The sequence below is a fragment of the Martinezella sp. CNPSo 3732 genome (genome assembly GCF_057784515.1).
In genome coordinates, this window is sequence record NZ_JBXSOO010000008.1 from 153,704 (window position 1) to 170,761 (window position 17,058).

14 protein-coding genes are annotated in these 17,058 nt (G+C 60.3%); 7 read left to right on the forward strand and 7 right to left on the reverse strand.

Features of this window, described 5'->3' with window-relative positions; translation table 11 throughout:
- The first annotated feature begins 38 nt into the window (after positions 1-38).
- Together folB and folK are read left to right on the forward strand one after the other, a co-directional pair.
- A complete protein-coding gene (folB, locus tag AC13RM_RS16295; protein WP_285173954.1) occupies positions 39-410 on the forward strand; it encodes a dihydroneopterin aldolase in 372 nt (123 codons plus the stop codon).
- A complete protein-coding gene (gene folK, locus AC13RM_RS16300; protein ID WP_488555314.1) occupies positions 403-921 on the forward strand; it encodes a 2-amino-4-hydroxy-6-hydroxymethyldihydropteridine diphosphokinase in 519 nt (172 codons plus the stop codon). Before folB ends, folK begins: the two co-directional genes overlap by 8 nt.
- Positions 922-995: 74 nt before the next feature.
- Here folK and AC13RM_RS16305 read toward each other — a convergent pair whose 3' ends face one another.
- From AC13RM_RS16305 to AC13RM_RS16320, 4 genes are all read right to left on the reverse strand, one after another.
- Complete coding sequence (locus AC13RM_RS16305) at positions 996-1,547, reverse strand: hypothetical protein (RefSeq protein ID WP_285173952.1); 552 nt, start codon at positions 1,545-1,547, stop codon at positions 996-998.
- 105 nt (positions 1,548-1,652) lie between these two features.
- Positions 1,653-2,732, reverse strand: a complete 1,080-nt coding sequence (locus AC13RM_RS16310) for a YcjF family protein (RefSeq protein ID WP_488555291.1) — start codon at positions 2,730-2,732, stop codon at positions 1,653-1,655.
- Positions 2,729-4,204: a YcjX family GTP-binding protein gene (locus tag AC13RM_RS16315; protein WP_488555292.1), complete on the reverse strand. Its 1,476-nt coding sequence runs from the start codon at positions 4,202-4,204 to the stop codon at positions 2,729-2,731. Before AC13RM_RS16315 ends, AC13RM_RS16310 begins: the two co-directional genes overlap by 4 nt.
- Before the next feature lie 119 nt (positions 4,205-4,323).
- A complete protein-coding gene (locus tag AC13RM_RS16320) occupies positions 4,324-4,815 on the reverse strand; it encodes a SixA phosphatase family protein (protein ID WP_488555293.1) in 492 nt (163 codons plus the stop codon).
- A gap of 281 nt (positions 4,816-5,096) precedes the next feature.
- On the opposite strand from AC13RM_RS16320, the gene dksA reads away from it, so the two are divergent.
- Entirely contained in the window at positions 5,097-5,516 is a 420-nt protein-coding gene (gene dksA, locus AC13RM_RS16325; RefSeq protein WP_015340076.1) for an RNA polymerase-binding protein DksA, read from the forward strand.
- Between the two features lie 92 nt (positions 5,517-5,608).
- On the opposite strand, the gene AC13RM_RS16330 is transcribed toward dksA, so the two are convergent.
- Positions 5,609-6,544, reverse strand: a complete 936-nt coding sequence (locus AC13RM_RS16330) for a flagellar biosynthetic protein FliO (protein ID WP_488555294.1) — start codon at positions 6,542-6,544, stop codon at positions 5,609-5,611.
- A gap of 392 nt (positions 6,545-6,936) precedes the next feature.
- On the opposite strand from AC13RM_RS16330, the gene cckA reads away from it, so the two are divergent.
- Positions 6,937-9,555 carry a cell cycle histidine kinase CckA gene (gene cckA / locus AC13RM_RS16335; RefSeq protein ID WP_488555295.1) on the forward strand — a complete coding sequence of 873 codons (2,619 nt, stop codon included), beginning with the start codon at positions 6,937-6,939 and terminating at the stop codon, positions 9,553-9,555.
- A gap of 227 nt (positions 9,556-9,782) precedes the next feature.
- A complete protein-coding gene (gene trpS / locus AC13RM_RS16340; protein WP_488555296.1) occupies positions 9,783-10,802 on the forward strand; it encodes a tryptophan--tRNA ligase in 1,020 nt (339 codons plus the stop codon).
- A 67-nt stretch (positions 10,803-10,869) separates the two neighbouring features.
- Here the strand turns inward: trpS and AC13RM_RS16345 are convergent, their stop codons facing one another.
- Positions 10,870-11,796 carry a pseudouridine-5'-phosphate glycosidase gene (locus AC13RM_RS16345; protein ID WP_488555297.1) on the reverse strand — a complete coding sequence of 309 codons (927 nt, stop codon included), beginning with the start codon at positions 11,794-11,796 and terminating at the stop codon, positions 10,870-10,872.
- A 46-nt stretch (positions 11,797-11,842) separates the two neighbouring features.
- Positions 11,843-12,787 (reverse strand): carbohydrate kinase family protein, encoded by a 945-nt coding sequence (locus AC13RM_RS16350; RefSeq protein ID WP_488555298.1) that lies wholly within the window; start codon positions 12,785-12,787, stop codon positions 11,843-11,845.
- A 239-nt stretch (positions 12,788-13,026) separates the two neighbouring features.
- On the opposite strand from AC13RM_RS16350, the gene recA reads away from it, so the two are divergent.
- Both recA and alaS read left to right on the forward strand, forming a co-directional pair.
- Positions 13,027-14,115 (forward strand): recombinase RecA, encoded by a 1,089-nt coding sequence (gene recA / locus AC13RM_RS16355; protein ID WP_047633095.1) that lies wholly within the window; start codon positions 13,027-13,029, stop codon positions 14,113-14,115.
- 174 nt (positions 14,116-14,289) lie between these two features.
- Positions 14,290-16,950, forward strand: coding sequence for an alanine--tRNA ligase (alaS, locus tag AC13RM_RS16360; RefSeq protein ID WP_488555299.1), 2,661 nt, complete (start codon positions 14,290-14,292; stop codon positions 16,948-16,950).
- The last annotated feature ends 108 nt before the right edge of the window (positions 16,951-17,058 follow it).

A 17,058-nucleotide genomic window follows, 5' to 3' on the forward strand; every position in this document is an offset into this window, starting at 1 on the left:
TCGGACCCGATCGCGCCAGTTCGAAACGGAGAGACGCCATGAGCGCTGTGACATACACTATTACTTTGCAGAACTGCGCCTTCTTTGCTCGGCACGGCGTTCATGATGAGGAGGAATTCCTCGGTCAGCGCTTCTTCGTCGATGCCGAACTCGATGTTGAGGCCAGCGATGCGCTGGAGCGCGATTCGATCGACGACACCGTCAATTACGGTGTCGCCTTCAGCGTCATCGAGGAAATCGTGACTGGTCGCCGGCGTTATCTGATCGAGGCGCTGGCGCTCGATGTGGCGAAGGAACTATGCCGTCGTTTTCCGAGTATCCACCGCGCCAAAATCACGGTACGCAAGCCCAATGCCCCGGTTCCGGGCGTTCTCGATTATGTGCAGGTGAGCATTGAGCATTTTGCCTGAAGGTGTAGCCGTGCGGACGACGCTCGGTTTGGGTGGCAATCTGGACAACCCGGTCCGCGCCATGGCGCTCGCCTTGCGAACGCTGGACGCTCGCGGCGATTGTCAGGTGGTTTCGGTGTCGCGGCTTTATCGCACCCCGCCCTGGGGCAAGACGGACCAATCTTTCTTCTATAATTCCTGTGCTGCGGTCGATACGACGCTTTCGCCGGAAGCCTTGCTCGACGTGTGCCTCGATATAGAGCGGCAGATGAAGCGGGTGCGGATCGAGCGCTGGGGGCCGCGAACGATCGATATCGATGTGCTGACCTATGGCGATCTGGAACAGGCCGAGCCGCTGCTCACCATTCCGCATCCGCGAATGGTCGAGCGTGGTTTCGTGCTGATGCCGCTTGCCGATTTCGCCGGGGATCTCGTGGTCAAGGGTAGGGCAATCTCGGCTTGGCTGCAGGATGTTGATGTCGAAGGTATCGAGGTCGCGGACGAAAGCCGTGACTGGTGGCGGACGGCCTGAATTGGACTCCATGCATATATAAGACAAAGGCCAGCAAAGTTGCTGGCCTTTGTCTTTATAAATTCTCATCAATACTATTGGATCGACCCGACCGCCATCTGGTCGACGTCGGCGCGCTTTAGTGTGACGCCGATAACCGGTACCATCTGCTCGCCGACTTTCACCGAGATTGTGACATTCATCGACTTGTTGTCCGCAACGCGGGCGATCATGGCGCCGTTGAGCTTCTGGCGGATCAGTCCGAGAACGACGGTGTTGTCGTTGACCGCGCCGGACGTCACATCGAGGCCCTTACCGGCTGCGCCATCCAGGAATTTTCCGCTGTAGGAACTGCCGTTCTGTGTGATTTCGGCCGACATCGGTTGTTGGAAGACGCCGACGCGGCAGGTGCCGTCGAGCTTGACGCCGGCGCTGCTGCCATCGGATGGCTTGCCCGTAAGATTGCAGGTGAACTTCGTGCCCTTGTACTTGCCAGCAACAATCTCGCCGGGGCCGCTCCATGTGCCTGAGATCGACTGGAAGAACGCCTTGTCGCGGGGTGCCGCATCGGCTGATTGCGTCCAGACGCCGGTGGAGATGGCTGCGGCGGCAAGGCTGCTTACAAGAAGAAATCGACGCGAAAACATGGACATTCCCTAGCGAGGCGAAACCGTTAAACTGGTTGTCACTTTTGCCCTACAATGGTTAATGCTTGGTTTCCGAAGGTGCTGAAGTCCCTAATTTGCAGGTCATCACGCCGGGTTGCGGCCGGTGACATTCGGCGTGAGGTCGCCGGCGAAATCAGTAATGCCCGGTCGCTTGAGGGCCTTGAAGGGCAGCGGTCGGCAGAGATCCATGGCGGCTATTCCGATCCTTGCGGTCATCATGCCGTTGACGACGCCCTCTCCAAGACGCGCTGACAGTTTCGACGCCAGTCCGTGGCCGATCAGCTGCTGTACGATGCTGTCGCCGACGGCGATGGAGCCGGTGACGGCGAGGTGGGCAATCACATCTCGCATCAGCCTGACCATGCCGAGCGTGCCGGGTCTGCCGCCATAGAGTTCGGCCATGGCGCGGACCAGTTTGGCCGCTTCATAGAGAACATAGAGAATATCGACGAGGGCGCGGGGACTGACGGCTGTTACGACCGACACGCGTTTCGATGCGCCGAGGATCAGCGCCCGGGCGCGGCGGTCGAGCGGGCCGAGCAGCTCGCGTTCGGCAAGATCAATGAGCTGAGGCGCATCGATGATGTCGTCTTCTGCTGCCTTCAGGGTCGCGCGGCCTCTTGCGGTGTCTGGATTGGCTTCGAGTAGAGTGCAGAGCCGCTTGACCAATGCTTTGGCGCGCGCCGGTCGGGTTTCGACGATGGCAGCTTCCGCCTCCGCCTTGATGGTCTGCACGGCGGCGAGCCGCATCATTCCGGCAGTTTCGCGGATAACGATGGCGAGCACGGCCAGAATGCCGATGGCGACGACCGCAAGGGCGGTATAGCCAAGCCAGTCGGCTCGGCTGAATAGGTCGCGGATGAGCTGATCCGTCCAGAGACCGAAGGCGAGCGACACCAGAATGCCAAGCGCACCGAGCGCCACCTTGCCAAAGGAGAATCCCTTGCGGCGGGGCTTGGCGATGGCAGTTGCATCCGAATCGGCGCCGAGGGCCGGATTGATAAACGGATCTTCCGCGTCGGGCGTCAGCACGATGTCGGTATCGAAGCTCTGCGGCTTGCGAACCGCTGGCGGAGTTGCCTCTTTTCTGGAGGTTTCCGGTTCCACCGTGAAGGCACCGGGACGACGATCACCGTTCGGCTCGTTTTCGGTCGATTTCGTCATGCGAGACGGTCTCCGAACAGGAACTGCATGGCGCGGTCGAGGCGGATATGCGGCACCGAGAGCTTGATGCCTTCACCGGTTTCGTCGAGCTCCGGCGGGCGAAACCGGACAACGTTCACCTCGGGCAGATGGACCTTCGCCCCATCCGATTCAAGGGCTTCGAACAGCCAGCGCGGGTTTTCCGGCAGGTCGCCGGGGAAGACTGCCGTCTTGCGATTGCCGTCGAAGGTCTCGCCGGCAATGGTTTCGCCATCCATCGGCGTGCCAACGATGACGGGAAGCGTCTGCCGCTCGCGGGTCACGGTTGCCTCGCGGGTCGCCCGCACCGAAGCGATGGCCATGACATCGATGCCGGCACCGGCCATGCCGATGCGCTCTATGGCGCGGTCGACGAGACGGCGCGTCAATGCCTCCAGCCGGTCATGGCTTTCATGATGGAGATGGTCAGCCTTGGTCGCGGCGACCAGCACGCGATCGATGCGGCGGCCGAGCAGCGAGGAGAGGAGGGAGTTTGTGCCCGGACGGAAGCAGGCCAGCACGTCCGTCAGCGCCCGTTCCAGATCCTGCACGGCTTCCGGGCCGCGATTGATGGCCTGCAGGGCATCGACCAGAACGATCTGCCGGTCGAGACGGGCGAAATGCTCGCGGAAGAAGGGTTTGACGACGACGGACTTGTAGGCCTCGTAGCGGCGCTCCATCATCGCCCATAGAGAACCCTTCGGTGCATTGCCCTCCGCAGGCAGCTTCAGCGGTGCGAAGGTGAGGGCCGGCGAGCCGTCGAGATCGCCAGGCAGCAGGAAACGGCCGGGCGGCAATGTCGAGAGCGAGCGCTCATCGGATTTGCAGGCTTTGAGATAATCGGCAAAGGCGGCAGCGAGGTCGCGTGCCTTCATCTCATCCGCGGGTTCAGCGATATCTGCCGCTCCCGTTATGCCAAGCCAATGACGTGAAAGCTCGGCGCGGATGCCGGTCTCCGCCAGAGCCAGCGTTTCCTGGCTGAAGGTGCGGAAATCCTTTGCGAGCAGCGGCAGGTCGAGCAACCATTCACCGGGATAATCGACGATATCGATGGAGAGGCGACCGGGCGAAAACAGGCGGTTCCAGCCGCTGGCGCTTTGATAATCCAGCGTGATGCGCAGCTCGGAGATAGCACGCGTCGAATCCGGCCAGATGCGGTCTTTGACTAGGGCACGGATGTGGTCCTCATATTGAAAACGCGGCACGGCATCGTCCGGCTGCGGCTCGAGGCGAACGGCGGAGACACGACCGGACTGCACCGGCTCGAACAGCGGCAGACGTCCGCCATTCAGCAGATTATGTACCAGCGAGGAGATGAAGACGGTCTTGCCCGAACGGGAGAGGCCTGTGACACCCAGACGGATCGTCGGATTGACGAGGCCGGCGGCGCGATCGGCAAGATTGTCAAATGCAATGAGGGCGTCGTCGGTAAAAGAGGTCAGGCTCGGGGGCAAGGCGGGATCCCTGGATGACAGCGTGGCCGTGAATATAGGGATGGAAACTTGCGCCGAAAAGATGAGCGGATATGTGTCTGCAGCGGCGAGGGCGGTCGCCGCATATATCGGCGAAGTCTCTATTCGGTGACAAAGTCGAGCAGCACCCAGCCCGATGGCGTCGAACCGACTATGGCAAGCCCGGCTGTCGGAAAGCCGCGCGGCAGAGCGCCGGCCAGAGCCTCGCGTCCGATTAAGGCCGCAAGCGTCAGTTCGATGACCGGGTTATGCGCGATTAGCATGACCGAGTCCTGATCGGTCTGCGCGGCGATGAGTGACAGATAGACATCCGGTGAGCCGTTATAGAGTTCGTCGACAAAGCGGAATTCCGTCGACGGGGTGACGACGCGGCGTATAGCCTCGGCGGTCTGGCGGCAGCGCAGCGCGGTGGAGGAAATGACGAAGTCGGGCTTGTAGCCTTTATCGGCTGCCTCGTCGGCGACTATCTCGGCTGCGGCGTAGCCATTGTCGCTCAAGGGACGGTCGAAATCTCTTTGCCCGGGTACAGCCTGTAGGGCCTCGGCGTGGCGCAGAAGATAGATCCGCGAGGGCGGCGGCGAAATGCTGATCATGGCAAGATCCCGAGGCTCCATTTCACTCAAGAGGTAACGTCTCTTCATCGGTGCCGTCAACTGCTGCGCGATCCGTCAGAAGGCGAAATGCTCCATCATCACGGGAAGGTTACGAGAGGCGCGAATCTGGCTCGATGAGAAGAAGTGATGAAAAAATAGACCCTTAGCCGAATTTTATGACAAATTTAAAAATCAGTTGACAGCATCTATTTGGCTTGAATCGGCACTATTGGTTGGGATATACAGCCCAGCCATATGAGATGTTCTTCAGGAGAATCGCGTTGAGTGAGAAGATCGATCTTAGCAATTATGTGCCCTCGGAAGACGAGGAGTTCATGAATCTGAACCAGCGAGCTTATTTTCGAGCGAAGCTGGTAGCATGGAAAAACGATATCCTTAGAGAAGCGCGCGAGACCCTGGATCATCTGGCAGAGGAAAGCGCAAACCATCCCGATCTTGCTGATCGGGCATCTTCGGAAACAGATAGAGCCATCGAGCTTCGGGCTCGCGATCGCCAGCGTAAACTCATCTCCAAGATCGATGCCGCCTTGCAGCGTATTGAAGACGGTACTTACGGCTATTGCGAAGAAACCGGCGAGCCGATCGGCTTGAAGCGTCTGGACGCTCGTCCCATCGCCACTTTGTCGATCGAAGCACAGGAACGCCACGAGCGCCGCGAGAAGGTTTATCGCGACGAGTGAATGGTGGTTCGGTTTCGACCGGGCTTATAGAACAAAGGCACGATGGATATCCGTCGTGCCTTTTTCGATTCCGGCGTTTGAGAGGCCGCGCCCTATTTGTCGCGGCTGACGCTCATTTCCCCGAAGATGCGAGCGACTTCTTTCTGAAGGGCGCTGTCGGCTCCGGTCAGCGGTGCAAGTTCGGGTTCGACGCGTTTTGCCGGGCCTGGGTTTGGGGATGGCGCGGCATTTGGCTGTTGCTGCACCTGCCGCGGCGCCGGCGCGTTCGGAATGATCCGTTCGGCGGTCAGGTTCTTCGACATTTCAGCTTCCAGTATGCGCTGGAAATCATTGTCGGGTTCGGCAGCAGGCGTCGGCGCCGGTGCGACGGTAGGTTCGACTGCCGCCTGGCGCACGGGAGCGGGCTGCTGCTGCGGCAGGACAACGTGGCGAGCAGCATCCAGTATATCGGCTGCTTCAGCCTCGCTGATTGCCGGAGTGGGCTGAGGGGCCGGCTGCGGCGGCTTGACAGCGGCGGCTTGTGGGCGTTCGGCTGCCTGCGGCTCTGGAGCGGGTTCCGGTGCAGGCGCAAGGCGGGGTTCGTTGCGCAAATAGGCTTCAATCTTGTCTTCGGCGGATTGTTGGCGTTGCGGGAGCGCTGCGGGAGGAGCTTCCACCGCAGTCGCCTTCTGCTGCTGCTGCTGCCGCTCTTCAAATGCCATGGGGATCCCGACCGGCGTCGCGACGGTTCCAGCCCGGGTGGCATCGGAAATGCCTGACTCGATGACGATGTCCGTCGGGCCGCCGATCATGATCAGATGCTCGATTCCATCGCGTCGCACGAGCACGAGACGGCGGCGAGCATCGACGGCGGCGGCATCCAGCACCTGCAGGCGAGGCTGACGGTTCTTGCCGCCGCGCACGAAGGGGGAAGGCGCTCGGTTGCGCATGATCCACAGAATGCCGATGAGCACGAGCAGGGCAATGCCAACTCCACCGGCTGCGAGAAAGAAACGGCTGCCATAGGCTCCGGCGATATCGTCCAACATATCGAGATACTCCGTAATTGTCCCCGATGTCGCGGTTTACAGCGCCGTGCGTCACATGTGACGCACAAAGGTCGCTGTAGTGCTTTAAATCCGCTGCATAATTTTATCCTTAAATCGAATCCTATTTAAGGAATTATGCAACAGGCGCAACTGTTGCGGGTAATGCTTTGACCGTGACCCTTCTATACGGTGATCATATGAACAGGATTGCGCCGGAGACAAGATGCGATTGCGGGCTGTTGTATTCTATTGCTTGTGAATTCAAGCCTTTCTGGCCCGGCAAAGCTTTTTGCGGATGACGCAAATTGATAAAGAAGATTCGAAAGGTCCGACTCCGGCGACCCCCAACGTGTATGACATGTCGCGAGGAGAACGGCTGATACGAGGGGTTTATGACGAAGCAGCGTCCATCCGACGAGTATAGCGTGCCGCTGGTGGATCGCGGGGTTCGTTCGGGAACCGTGCTGCGCATCATCCTGCTTGCGCTCGTGCTCGTGGCCGCGGCAGCGGCCTTTGTCGTCTTCAAGAACCAGCTCGACAATGAAGCGGTTCTCGGCGGTCTCGGCATTCTTGCCATGGTTGGCATCTTCTTCCTGGTCTCCTCAATCATCGGTTTCGTCGAGGTCATGCCGCAGCCGCAGTCTGACAGCTTGGCGCGCTCCTTCCTCAACAGCCATCCCGACGGGACGCTGATCACTGATGAGAAGGGCCGTATCGTCTACGCAAATACCGCTTACGGCCGCCTGACCGGTGCGACGAAGGCGACGGAAGTGCAGTCGCTGGAAATGCTGCTATCGCGAAATCGCGAGTCCAACGAGGCTCTCTATCGTCTTGCCAATGGCCTGCGCGACGGCAATGAGGGATCGGAAGAGTTCCGCCTGCTGAAGCCGCTCGGTCCGGTGGACGGAAGCGGCAATGGTGCGCACTGGTACCGGCTGAAGGCGCGGGTGCTGCCGCCGGAGCAAGGCAGCAGCAAGGTACTGCATATCTGGCAGGTCACCGACATCACCTCCGAGCGTGACGATCAGGAACGCTTCTTCAAGGAATTGCAGAACGCGATCGACTATCTCGACCACGCGCCGGCCGGCTTTTTCTCCGCCGGACGCAAGGGCGAGATCTTCTATCTCAATGCGACGCTTGCCGAATGGCTGGGCCTCGATTTGACCAAGTTCGTGCCGGGCTCGATGACCATAGGCGATCTCGTCGCCGGTGAGGGGCTGGCGCTGATCCAATCGGTACAGGCGGAACCGGGTCTCAAGAAGACGGTGACGCTCGATCTCGATCTGCGCCGGTCCAATGGCCAGAGCCTGCCGGTTCAGATCGTCCACAGCGTCACGTCGATGCGCGACGGCGCTCCCGGCGAGAGCCGCACCATCGTCCTGACCCGACAGAACGGCGCGGATACAGAGCAATCAGCCTCGGCCGCTGCGATGCGCTTCAGCCGCTTCTTCAACAATACGCCGATGGCGATCGCATCAGTCGATGGCAATGGCCGTATTCTTAGGACGAATGCGCCCTTCCTCAAGCTCTTCTCGGATTTAGTCTCGCGTGATGATATCGAGCGCGGTGCTGCCCTGGAGAGTGTCGTCAACGAAAGTGATCGGCCGCAGCTGCAGCAGGCGCTGGCGGCCGCCAAGGATCGGCAGGGCGACATTCCGCCGATCGATTCCCGCAATCCGAAAGACGAAACGCGGCATTTCCGCTTCTACGTCAATGCCGTCATCGACCAAACCGACGAGGCGCCGGAAGAGGCTGCCATCGTGTATGCGGTCGAGGTGACCGAGCAGAAGGCGCTCGAGACCCAGATGGCGCAGACGCAGAAGCTCAATGCCGTCGGCACGCTTGCTGGCGGCATCGCGCATGACTTCAACAACGTTCTGACCGCAATCCTTCTGTCTTCCGACCATCTCCTGCTACAGGCGCGACCTTCGGACGCCAGCTTTGCGGATTTGATGGAAATCAAGCGCAATGCCAATCGTGCGGCGGTGCTGGTGCGGCAGTTGCTCGCCTTCTCACGCAAGCAGACCATGCGGCCGACGATCCTGAACCTGACAGACGTGATCGGCGATCTGCGCATGCTGGTTGATCGGCTGCTGTCCGGTACGCATGTCAAACTCGACGTCGATTACGGGCGCGACCTGTGGCCCGTGAAAACCGATCTCTCACAGTTCGAGCAGGTGCTGATCAACCTCTGCGTCAATGCCCGCGATGCCATGCCGGGCGGCGGCACGCTGACGCTGCGCACCCGCAATCTGCTTGCGGCCGATGTTAGTGCGTTCAACTATCCTTACCTTCCGCATGAAGATATGGTGCTCGTCGAGGTCAGCGATACCGGAACCGGTATCGCGCCTGAGATCATGGACAAGATTTTCGAGCCCTTCTTCACGACCAAGGAAGTTGGCAAGGGCACCGGTCTCGGCCTTGCGATGGTCTATGGCATCATCAAACAGTCCGGGGGTTATATCCAACCGGAATCGGAAGTGGGCAAGGGAACGACCTTCCGCATCTTCCTGCCGCGTCACATCGTCGAAATGCCTGCCGTGACGGAAGCGAAAGTGGCGGAGAGCCGCGATGTTACTGCCATGGACCAGAGTGCGGGTGTCGCCGCGTCTCCGGAAGAGCCGGCCGATCTCACAGGCAAGTCCGCTGTCGTGCTGCTTGTCGAGGACGAAGAGGCTGTCCGCCGCGGTGGCAAGCGCATGCTTGAGACGCGAGGCTATACCGTCCACGAGGCCGGCTCCGGCGTCGAGGCGCTCGACATTATGGAGGAGCTCGACGGCCAGGTCGATGTCGTCGTCTCCGATGTCGTCATGCCTGAGATGGACGGGCCGTCGCTGCTGCGCGAACTGCGCAAGAAATATCCGGATCTGAAGTTCATCTTCGTTTCGGGGTATGCCGAGGATGCCTTTGCCCGCAACCTGCCAGCGGACGCCCAATTCGGCTTCCTGCCGAAGCCATTCTCGCTAAAGCAGCTTGCCGTCGTCGTGCGCGAGACCCTGGACAAGAATTAGGTGAGGGGCGTTTTGCGCCTCTCCATGTTGCCGATTACGGCGCAACGGTGTAATCAACCGCCCATGATCGACCTTGCCAGGCCCAATTGCCAAAAGTGGTGGCGCTCCTTTTAGGAGCGGCAGTCGTCATGTCTTGAAATCGACCCTGCCGCCGTGATCCGGCAGGCATTGGTCTATTTCTATTTTCCTTCCCCGATTGCGGCGGCTCCTTTTTGCGGAGCTAAAGAATGCATTCCGATACCAATATTCGTCCCGTCATCCTGACGGGCGACCGGACTACTGGTCCACTTCACCTTGGTCACTATGTCGGCTCGCTGAAAAGCCGCGTTGCACTTCAGCACAGCCATGAGCAATTCCTGCTGCTGGCGGATACGCAGGCACTGACCGACAATGCGCATGATCCCGAAAAGGTCCGGCGCAATGTGCTGGAAGTCGCGATCGACTACCTCGCGGTCGGCATCGATCCGACACTGACGACGATCTGCGTTCAATCGGCCTTGCCGGCGTTGGCGGAGCTGACGATGCTCTACCTGAATTTCGTTACGGTCAGCCGTCTCGAGCGCAACCCGACGATCAAGACGGAGATCCAGCTGCGCGGCTTCGAACGCGATGTGCCGGCTGGCTTTCTCTGCTACCCGGTGGCGCAGGCCGCCGATATCACCGCCTTCAAGGCGACGGTCGTTCCCGTCGGCGAGGATCAGGCGCCGTTGATCGAGCAGACCAACGAGATCGTTCGCCGTCTCAACCGCCAGATCGGGCGAGACGTTCTGGTGGAGGCTGCAGCGATGGTGCCGAAGGTCGGGCGCCTGCCTGGGGTCGACGGCAAGGCGAAGATGAGCAAATCACAGGGCAATGCGATCCCGCTTTCGGCATCGCCGGATGAGATCAGGGATGCCGTCCGGCGAATGTATACCGATCCGGATCACTTGCGTGTCAGCGATCCCGGCAAGATCGAGGGAAATGTGGTCTTCACTTATCTGGATGCCTTCTGTGAGGATCGGCAGCTGATCGAAGAGCTGAAGGTGCATTATCGCGGCGGCGGGCTTGGTGACATAACCTTGAAGAGATATCTCGAGGATATTCTGCAAGCGCTGCTCGCACCGATCCGCGAGCGCCGTCGGCGTTATGCCGCAGAGCCCGACCATGTTTTGGGGATAGTGCGTGAGGGGACGCGAAAGGCGAGGGAGCGAACGGAGGCAACGCTTGCCGAATTGCGGTCTGCTCTGGGTCTGTTCGTCCTGACCTGAAACAAAAAAGAACGGCCAGGCGATTGCGTACCCGGCCGTTCCTGTGATTAGGGCTTTGATTATTTGATTAGTCTGCCAGAGCGACGGCGATTTCCGCGGCCAGGCGCGCATTGTTTTCGACAAGCGCGATATTGGTCTTGAGGCTGCGGCCTTCGGTGATGTCGAAGATCGTGCTCAGCAGATAAGGCGTAACCGCCTTGCCGGTGATCTCGTCGCGCTCGGCACTGTCGAGGGCCCGCTCGATATAGATTTCCATCTCCTCACGCGGGATCTCGTCGGCTTCCGGAACCGGATTGGCGATCAGCATGCCGCCATCGATGCCGAGCTGTTCGCGCGTCGTCTGGAAGTTGGCGATCGCAGCGGGGCTGTTCAGCGTCAGCGGGCTCGTCAGACCGGACGAGCGCGACCAGAAGGCCGGGAATTCGGTGCTGTCGTAGGTCACGACGGGAACGCCGCGGGTTTCCAGCACTTCCAGCGTCTTCGGAATATCGAGGATCGCCTTGGCGCCGGCGCAAACGACGATAACGCCGGTACGGGAAAGCTCTTCAAGATCCGCCGAAATATCGAAGCTCTCTTCGGCACCACGATGCACGCCGCCGATGCCGCCGGTGGCGAAAACCTTGATGCCGGCGCGGGCGGCCGCGATCATCGTGGCGGCAACGGTGGTCGCACCGGTGCGGCGTTCGGCGATCGCAAAGGCGATGTCGGCGCGAGAAACCTTCATCGCACCTTCCGTCTTGGCCAGTGATTCCAGCTCTTCCGGCTCGAGGCCGATATGCAGGGTGCCATGGATGACGGCGATGGTCGCGGGTACCGCGCCTTCCTGCCGGATGATCGCTTCGACGCTGCGGGCCATCTCGATATTGCCTGGATAGGGCATGCCGTGGGTGATGATCGTCGATTCCAGAGCGACGATCGGCGCACCACGCAGCTTGGCGGCGGCGACTTCCTTCGAATAGGAGATCGGAAGCAGGGGCGAGATAGGCTGGGTCATTGTCGTTTCCAATTCACTGAAACAATATATGCGTCTTGAGCAGGCTTCATGACAGAATTTCGGCCTCGGGAACAAGGGCCAGGGCCGCGTTTAGCAGCTCGGGAGAGAGATTTTCTGCCGTTGCATAGGGAGACTGGACGGTGATTGCCGCTGCCGCCGCGCCATGACGTATGGCTTCCGCGAGATCGTAGCCGGCCATCAGCGCCGACAGAACGCCGGACGCAAGCGAATCTCCCGCACCGGTGACATCGGCGACATCCTCGACGATAGGCGGCTGCAGGCCGACGATGGCATCACGCGAGAATGCGATCAGGGGGCGTTTCCCGCGGGTGATCACGCCGTTGCGCAGGCCGAGCGCCCGCAAAGCACTCACCCATTCGCGCGGATCCTCCGGACGGATTTCAGTCAACGCCGTGGCTTCGGCTTCGTTGAGGAACAGGTGACCGATGCCGGCAAGGCTCGGCTTCAGTCGCACGACCTTTGCCGGCGAGATGGCGATGGCGGCGACCGGTTTTCCGCATAGGGCAGCTCTTGCCGCAATCGCGCCTAAGGTTTCGGCAGGCAGATTGGCGTCGCAGAGAATGAGGTCGGTCTCATCGAAGGCATCGCGAACGGCGCGAATCGCCAGGCGTCGCGGAACGAAGAGTTTGTAGAGCTCCATATCCGCGAGCGCGATGACAAGATTGCCGTCATTCTCAAGAATGGCCGTATAGCTCGGCGTTTTGCGATCGAGGAAGACGAAGGGCTTGTCGTCAATGCCGGCGTGGCTTGCGGCCTCGGCCACCATCTCGCCGCAGGGATCGCCGCCGCGCGGCGAGATCAGCTTTACGTCAAAGCCCAGACGGGCAAGATTTCGGGCCGCATTGAAGCCGCCGCCGCCAGGCTCCTCGAACCATGCGCCGGGGTTGCTGGCGCCGGACACCGTGTCGCCGAAGATGCGGCCGCGACGATCGATATGGGCGCCACCAAGAACGAGAATCTTTTTCGCCATAGGGTTATCCTCAGCAGCCTAAAAGGCGAATCGAGCGAGCCGCAAACATCTCGCAATTCACCGTTTCGGGCATGTAAGTGCCTGGGAAGAAAGAAGAAAACAAAAATAGAACAGAATTCATTTTACCTTTTTCTTTCAATCGCTTGTTGTGCTCTTGCGATATGAGAACAAATCGAGTACACAATTCTCATCAGCGGCGACATTGCTAGAGCGGCTTCAATAACCTAAAGGTGGATCGAATGTCTCAGAATTCTTTGCGGCTTGTAGAGGACAAATCGGTGGATAAAAGCAAGGCACTTGAAGCGGCACTCTCTCAAATTGAGCGGTCGTTCGGCAAGGGCTCGATCATGAAGCTCGGCTCTAACGAGAACGTGGTCGAAATCGAAACGGTTTCCACCGGCTCTCTGAGCCTCGATATTGCCCTCGGCATTGGCGGCTTGCCGAAGGGGCGCATCATCGAAATCTACGGGCCGGAAAGCTCGGGTAAGACGACCCTGGCGCTGCAGACCATTGCAGAAGCCCAGAAGAAGGGTGGCATCTGCGCCTTCGTGGACGCGGAACATGCGCTCGATCCGGTCTATGCCCGCAAGCTCGGCGTCGACCTGCAGAATCTTCTGATCTCGCAGCCCGATACCGGCGAACAGGCGCTCGAAATCACCGACACGCTGGTGCGCTCCGGCGCTATCGACGTTCTGGTCGTCGACTCCGTTGCGGCTCTGACACCGCGCGCCGAAATCGAAGGCGAAATGGGCGACAGCCTGCCGGGCCTGCAGGCCCGCCTGATGAGCCAGGCACTGCGTAAGCTCACGGCTTCGATCTCCAAGTCCAACTGCATGGTGATCTTCATCAACCAGATCCGCATGAAGATCGGCGTCATGTTCGGCTCGCCGGAAACGACGACGGGCGGTAACGCGCTGAAATTCTACGCCTCGGTTCGCCTCGATATCCGCCGCATCGGCGCGGTCAAGGAGCGCGAAGAGGTGATCGGCAACCAGACGCGCGTCAAGGTCGTCAAGAACAAGATGGCGCCGCCCTTCAAGCAGGTCGAATTCGACATCATGTATGGCGAAGGCGTTTCCAAGACCGGCGAGCTAGTCGATCTCGGCGTCAAGGCGGGCATCGTCGAAAAGTCCGGTGCCTGGTTCTCCTATAACAGCCAGCGCCTCGGTCAGGGCCGCGAGAACGCGAAGATCTTCTTGCGCGACAATCCGGATTTGTCTCGTGAGATCGAGCTGTCGCTACGTCAGAATGCCGGCCTCATTGCCGACCGCTTCCTGCAGAATGGCGGTCCCGATTCCGGCGACGACGGCGATGCTTCCGGCGAATAAGGATTTTCAGGAGCAATTCCCGGCTTAAGACTGAAGCTAAAAAATCGAAACCGGCCGTATTGTCCAAGGGATGTGCGGCCGGTTTTGTTCGTGCGGCTGGACAGCGCCGGGAGCGGACGATAAAAGCCACTGACTTTGATGCAAGTTGCTGAGCGCAGGACTGAAGGGCCCCATATGAGCGGTGTGAATGAAATCCGGTCGACCTTCCTCGACTATTTTAAGAAAAACGGCCACGAGATCGTGCCGTCGAGCCCGCTGGTGCCGCGCAACGATCCGACATTGATGTTCACCAATGCCGGCATGGTGCAATTCAAAAACGTGTTCACTGGCCTGGAGCAGCGTCCCTATACGACGGCTTCGACCGCGCAGAAATGCGTTCGCGCCGGCGGCAAGCATAACGACCTCGACAATGTCGGCTACACCGCCCGCCATCACACCTTCTTCGAGATGCTCGGCAACTTCTCCTTTGGCGATTACTTCAAGGAGCGCGCCATCGAGCTTGCCTGGAACCTGATCACCAAGGAATTCGGCCTCGACGCTAAGCGCCTGCTGGTCACGGTCTATCATACCGATGACGACGCCTTTAACCTGTGGAAGAAGATTGCCGGCCTTTCCGACGACCGGATCATCCGCATCGCCACCAGCGACAATTTCTGGGCGATGGGCGATACCGGTCCGTGCGGCCCTTGTTCCGAAATCTTCTATGATCACGGCGATCACATCTGGGGTGGCCCTCCCGGCTCTCCGGAAGAAGACGGCGACCGCTTCATCGAGATCTGGAATCTCGTCTTCATGCAGTTCGAGCAGATCACCAAGGAACAGCGCGTCGACCTGCCGCGTCCGTCGATCGACACTGGCATGGGCCTCGAGCGTGTTGCCGCCGTGCTGCAAGGCAAGCATGACAACTATGACATCGACCTGTTCCGCGCGCTGATCGAAGCTTCGGAAGAGGCAACGGGCGTGAAGGCCGAGGGTGAGCACCGTGCCAGCCATCGCGTCATCGCCGATCACCTGCGTTCCTCCGCTTTCCTGATCGCCGATGGCGTGCTGCCATCGAACGAAGGCCGTGGCTACGTGCTTCGCCGCATTATGCGCCGCGCCATGCGCCACGCGCAGCTGCTTGGTGCCAAGGAGCCGCTGATGTGGAAGCTCCTGCCGGCGCTGATCCAGCAGATGGGCCGTGCCTATCCGGAGCTGGTGCGTGCCGAGGCGCTGACTTCCGAAACGCTGAAGCTTGAAGAGACCCGTTTCCGCAAGACGCTGGAACGCGGCCTGTCGCTGCTCAACGACGCCACTTCTGACTTGCACAAGGGCGACAGCCTCGACGGCGAAACCGCCTTCAAGCTCTACGACACCTATGGTTTCCCGCTCGATCTGACGCAGGACGCGCTGCGCGCTCGCGGCATCGGCGTCGATATTTCCAGCTTCACGGATGCCATGGAGCGGCAGAAGGCTGAGGCGCGCTCGCATTGGACCGGTTCCGGCGACAAGGCAACCGAGACCATCTGGTTCGAGCTCAAGGAAAAGAACGGTGCGACCGAGTTCCTCGGCTACGACACGGAAACCGCTGAAGGCGTCATTCAGGCGATTGTCAGGGACGGTATGGCCGTCGACAGCGCCGCTGCCGGCGACAAGGTGCAGATCATCGTCAACCAGACGCCGTTTTACGGCGAATCCGGTGGCCAGATGGGCGATACCGGCGTGATATCAAGCGATCACGGCAAGCTCGCCGTTAGCGATACGCAGAAGAAGGGCGAGGGCCTTTTCGTTCACAACTCGGAGGTGTCGGAAGGCAAGATCACAGTTGGCGACGCCGTCGTGCTGACCGTCGATCACAACAGACGCTCGCGCCTGCGTGCCAATCACTCTGCCACCCATCTGCTGCACGAAGCTCTCCGCGAAGTGCTTGGCACCCATGTGGCTCAGAAGGGCTCGCTGGTTGCGCCCGAGCGCCTGCGTTTCGACGTTTCCCATCCGAAGCCGATGTCGGCCGAGGAGCTGAAGGTCGTCGAAGAGATGGCGAACGAGATCGTTCTGCAGAATTCTCCGGTCACGACCCGCCTGATGAGCGTCGATGATGCGATCGCGGAAGGCGCGATGGCGCTGTTCGGCGAGAAGTATGGCGACGAAGTCCGCGTCGTGTCGATGGGGCAGGGTGTGCGTGGTGCCAAATCTGGCAAGCCTTACTCGGTCGAGCTTTGCGGCGGCACGCATGTCTCCGCTACCGGCCAGATCGGTCTCGTGCGCATTCTCGGCGAAAGCGCCGTCGGTGCCGGCGTTCGCCGCATCGAAGCCGTGACCGGTGAATCCGCGCGTGATTATCTCGCCGAACAGGATGACCGCGTAAAGAGCCTTGCCTCGACGCTCAAAGTTCAGCCGGGCGAAGTCGTTTCCCGCGTCGAAGCGCTGATGGACGAGCGCCGCAAGCTGGAGCGCGAATTGGCTGATGCCAAGCGCAAGCTCGCCATGGGCGGCAGCCAAGGCGGCTCCGCTGATGCGGTCCGTGAAGTCAACGGCGTCAAATTCCTCGGCAAGCCCGTTTCCGGCGTCGACCCCAAGGACCTCAAGGGTCTGGCGGATGAGGCGAAGGCGAGCCTCGGATCAGGCGTCGTGGCGCTGATCGGCGTCTCGGATGATGGCAAGGCCAGCGCCGTCGTCGCCGTCACGGAGGATCTGGTTGGCCGCTTCAGCGCCGTCGATCTCGTCCGCGTCGCTTCAGCTGCCCTCGGCGGCAAGGGCGGCGGCGGCCGTCCCGACATGGCGCAGGCCGGAGGCCCTGATGGTGCCAAGGCCGATGAGGCGATCGAGGCGATTGCTGCGGCGCTTGCTGGCTAAGACGCTGAATTCCGATTGGTGATCATGGATGGCGGATGCTTCGGTGTCCGCCATTTTCTTTGTCCGGACAACTCCGCAGGATTTGTCAAATCGGGTTATGCTCTTGTC

Coding starts and splice junctions, on each gene's coding strand:
- AC13RM_RS16330 (WP_488555294.1), bottom strand. CDS start 6,544: ATGTTGGACGATATCGCCGGAGCCTATGGCAGCCGTTTCTTTCTCGCA.
- trpS (WP_488555296.1), top strand. CDS start 9,783: ATGCATTCCGATACCAATATTCGTCCCGTCATCCTGACGGGCGACCGG.
- AC13RM_RS16350 (WP_488555298.1), bottom strand. CDS start 12,787: ATGGCGAAAAAGATTCTCGTTCTTGGTGGCGCCCATATCGATCGTCGC.
- cckA (WP_488555295.1), top strand. CDS start 6,937: ATGACGAAGCAGCGTCCATCCGACGAGTATAGCGTGCCGCTGGTGGAT.
- AC13RM_RS16310 (WP_488555291.1), bottom strand. CDS start 2,732: ATGACGAAATCGACCGAAAACGAGCCGAACGGTGATCGTCGTCCCGGT.
- AC13RM_RS16345 (WP_488555297.1), bottom strand. CDS start 11,796: ATGACCCAGCCTATCTCGCCCCTGCTTCCGATCTCCTATTCGAAGGAA.
- alaS (WP_488555299.1), top strand. CDS start 14,290: ATGAGCGGTGTGAATGAAATCCGGTCGACCTTCCTCGACTATTTTAAG.
- recA (WP_047633095.1), top strand. CDS start 13,027: ATGTCTCAGAATTCTTTGCGGCTTGTAGAGGACAAATCGGTGGATAAA.
- folB (WP_285173954.1), top strand. CDS start 39: ATGAGCGCTGTGACATACACTATTACTTTGCAGAACTGCGCCTTCTTT.
- AC13RM_RS16320 (WP_488555293.1), bottom strand. CDS start 4,815: ATGATCAGCATTTCGCCGCCGCCCTCGCGGATCTATCTTCTGCGCCAC.
- AC13RM_RS16305 (WP_285173952.1), bottom strand. CDS start 1,547: ATGTTTTCGCGTCGATTTCTTCTTGTAAGCAGCCTTGCCGCCGCAGCC.